Source organism: Synechococcus sp. RSCCF101, from assembly GCF_008807075.1.
Taxonomy (GTDB): Bacteria; Cyanobacteriota; Cyanobacteriia; order PCC-6307; family Cyanobiaceae; genus RSCCF101.
This window is the reverse complement of the sequence record NZ_CP035632.1, coordinates 1,219,758-1,222,359: the sequence shown is the minus strand read 5'-3', so window position 1 is coordinate 1,222,359 and position 2,602 is coordinate 1,219,758. Positions and strand designations below refer to the sequence as shown.

Sequence of the window (2,602 nt, the reverse complement as noted above, 5' to 3'; positions counted from 1 at the left end):
TTCCATGCAGTGGTGGGAGGAGGCCCAGGCCGCTCCTCCGGATCAGCAGGGCCGCCCGGAGGGCGGCCCTTTTTTGCGACCATGGAGCCGTGCCTTCTTCAGCATTGGCTGCACCTCCTCCCGCGGCTGAGCCAAGCCAGCCCCTCGCTGTGTTGCCGGGAGAGGCTGACGAGGGCGTGTTGCTGCTCAAGACCCTCGAGGCATCCCACTGGTCGGTTCTGGAAGTGCCGACTCCAGTGGATCTCCCGGATCTGCTCCAGCAGCGACGCCCCTTTGCGGCCCTGATCAACGTGCCTGGACGCGACTCCCCAGCGCACCAGCAGGATGTGGTGGATCTGCTGCAGCAGGTGCGTGAGCGTGGCCTGCCTACGCCGTTGATCTGCCTGGCTCGCGGAGCCGAGGTATCCGAACGGGTGGGCTATCTCAATGCCGGTGCGGATGATGTGCTGGCGCGCCCGTTTGCCTTCGAGGAACTGCTGGCTCGCCTGCGGGTCTGGAGCCGCCGATCCCGCATGGGTCAGCGCGATGTCGCCGGTGATGACCTGCGCTGCAGAGACCTCACCATCAACACGGCCTCACGCGTGGTGAACAGAGCCGGCAGGCTGGTGAAGCTCACCGTGAAGGAATACGACCTGTTGCTTCACTTGATGCGCCATCAGGGACAGGTGCAGGAACGTCTGCAGATCCTCCACGCCGTCTGGGGAGACAACTTCTTCGGCGATCCGAACCTTCTGGAGGTGTACATCCGCTATCTGCGCAAGAAGCTCGAGCGCCCCGAGCTTGCGCCCCTCATCCACACCGTTCGCGGTGTGGGCTACATGCTCCAGTGATCACTGGGAGACGCGGGCATGGTCTGCCATTTTCATCAGTTCTCCCGGGCTGATCGCGTGCAGATAGACCTTCGAGGCGTGCTGCTCCTGCTCGTTGCTGCTTGCGTCCGCAGGGAGCTGGGATCCGGCAGAGACTGGACCCGATGCAGATGCCGCCACGGTGAGCCTGCCGGGACGCGCGCCTCTGCCAGAGTTGGACGAGGTTTGTCCGGGAACAGCCAGCCTCCCGGAGACGGTTCTTGCCCCGCTAGCCCAACCCGGTTGGTGCTGAGCGCTTCGCTGACCCGCTGGCGCTGCACCGGCCGCCGGCGGACCGGGCCGGGGCTCTGGAGCCCCGGCCCGGACCCCGGCAAGGAGGTCATTGAGGTGGTGAATCGCTTCACCGGCCATGAAGCCCAGGACGTAGGTGGCAGCGATCAGCGGTGCCAGCTGTTTTGAGCTGGATTCGAGCCAGGGCCCCCAGTCGGCGCGAACCACAGTGGATGTGGTTCGGCACATCTCCTGCGTTGCGGCTGGAGTCTCACTCATGCTCTCGTTTCCGGTGCTCTGGTGGGCCGTCACCATCGGGCCGACCGGGCCAGATCGACACTATCACCGCTGCGAGGCGATGCCGCGGGCAGGGCCAACGAACGTCACGGTGTCGGCAGGCATGGCCCGGCCCGGCTCAGTCCTCGCCGGATTGGTTGTGACGCTCCTGGAGTTTGCGGAAGGCGTCGAGCCCCCCCATGTTGACCTTCACCTCCTTGATCACCTCGGGTGCATCGGCTTCGGCTGATTCAGGCGCGTCTGGTTGTGAGGCTGGCTCTCCACCATTCAATGGGGTGATGAGCTGAGGTCCTCCCACGACGGCCAGGGCGATGCTGGCCTTCTGCTTCAGGGGTGCTCGGGTGGCGTAGGTGTCGTCCAGACTGACGAAGCGTTGGTGGATCGACGCCACGAAGGCCGGCAGGTCAGCCTGGTAGCTGGTGACCTTCTGCAGATTGCGGGCCACCGCCTGCTGGAGACCGAAGACCCGCTGGCGGTCGTCCGCACCGAGGAAGTCGTGGGTGGAGAGGCGATCGGCGATCACCGGCACGTCGTGGCCGGGGGCCTGCAGATACACCAGGATCTGACGTTCGTCCATGCCGAACAGACAGCGGTGGATCGCACTGAGGCCGGAGGCCTCCATCTGCTTGTAGTGCTGCTTGAGGGCGGGATCGTCGAACAGCTCGTCCCCGTGATGCTTCGCCATCAGGGCACGGTTGTGATCCACCGCCACGCGGAACTCGAGCTTGTCATCGCGCTGGCGCAGCAGCGCAAGATCCATCGTGAGCAGCGCCTCGGTGTTGGCCTGGCGGATCGCGGCGCTGCGCTCGCTGGCCAGCTCGGAGGCGAGCTTGTGCAGCACCATCCAGTTGGCTTCGCTGATGCAGTGGTTGACCCGATCGCCTTCGTCGACCGCGATCAGTGAGCTGTGGTCGTACTGCAACCGGCTGAGACGCTGGCCATTGTCACCACCGGGGTTGCGGCGGGCCTCGTTCACATACTCCGGATCCAGGCCGAGCACCGCACAGGCATCAGCCTCGGCCGGCCGGATGCCGGCGCCGATCGAGGTCAGGTCGTAGCAGCGCACCGTGGCGCCCCAGAAGGGACAGTCGGGCAGCACCCGCACCGGGATGCTCGACTCCTTCAACCGGATGACGAGGTTGCCCCCGATGGTCAGACCGGAGCCGCCAGCGGACGCTGCGGATTCAGAGCTGGCGGCGGGGCTGGATGTCATGTCGGAACGCAGG

3 protein-coding genes are annotated in these 2,602 nt (G+C 65.7%); 2 read left to right on the top strand and 1 reads right to left on the bottom strand.

Features of this window, described 5'->3' with window-relative positions; all coding sequences use genetic code 11:
* Positions 1–152 precede the first annotated feature (152 nt).
* Both EVJ50_RS06060 and EVJ50_RS14550 read left to right on the top strand, forming a co-directional pair.
* Positions 153–830, top strand: coding sequence for a response regulator transcription factor (locus EVJ50_RS06060; protein ID WP_150882957.1), 678 nt, complete (start codon positions 153–155; stop codon positions 828–830).
* Positions 831–1,094: 264 nt separating this feature from the next.
* Positions 1,095–1,268, top strand: a complete 174-nt coding sequence (locus EVJ50_RS14550) for a hypothetical protein (RefSeq protein WP_191964887.1) — start codon at positions 1,095–1,097, stop codon at positions 1,266–1,268.
* Positions 1,269–1,494: 226 nt separating this feature from the next.
* On the opposite strand, the gene EVJ50_RS06055 is transcribed toward EVJ50_RS14550, so the two are convergent.
* Complete coding sequence (locus EVJ50_RS06055) at positions 1,495–2,589, bottom strand: hypothetical protein (protein ID WP_150882955.1); 1,095 nt, start codon at positions 2,587–2,589, stop codon at positions 1,495–1,497.
* Positions 2,590–2,602: the final 13 nt, after the last annotated feature.

Excerpts from the sequence above, each read along its gene's own strand:
- EVJ50_RS06055 (WP_150882955.1), bottom strand. The coding sequence starts at position 2,589 with ATGACATCCAGCCCCGCCGCCAGCTCTGAATCCGCAGCGTCCGCTGGC.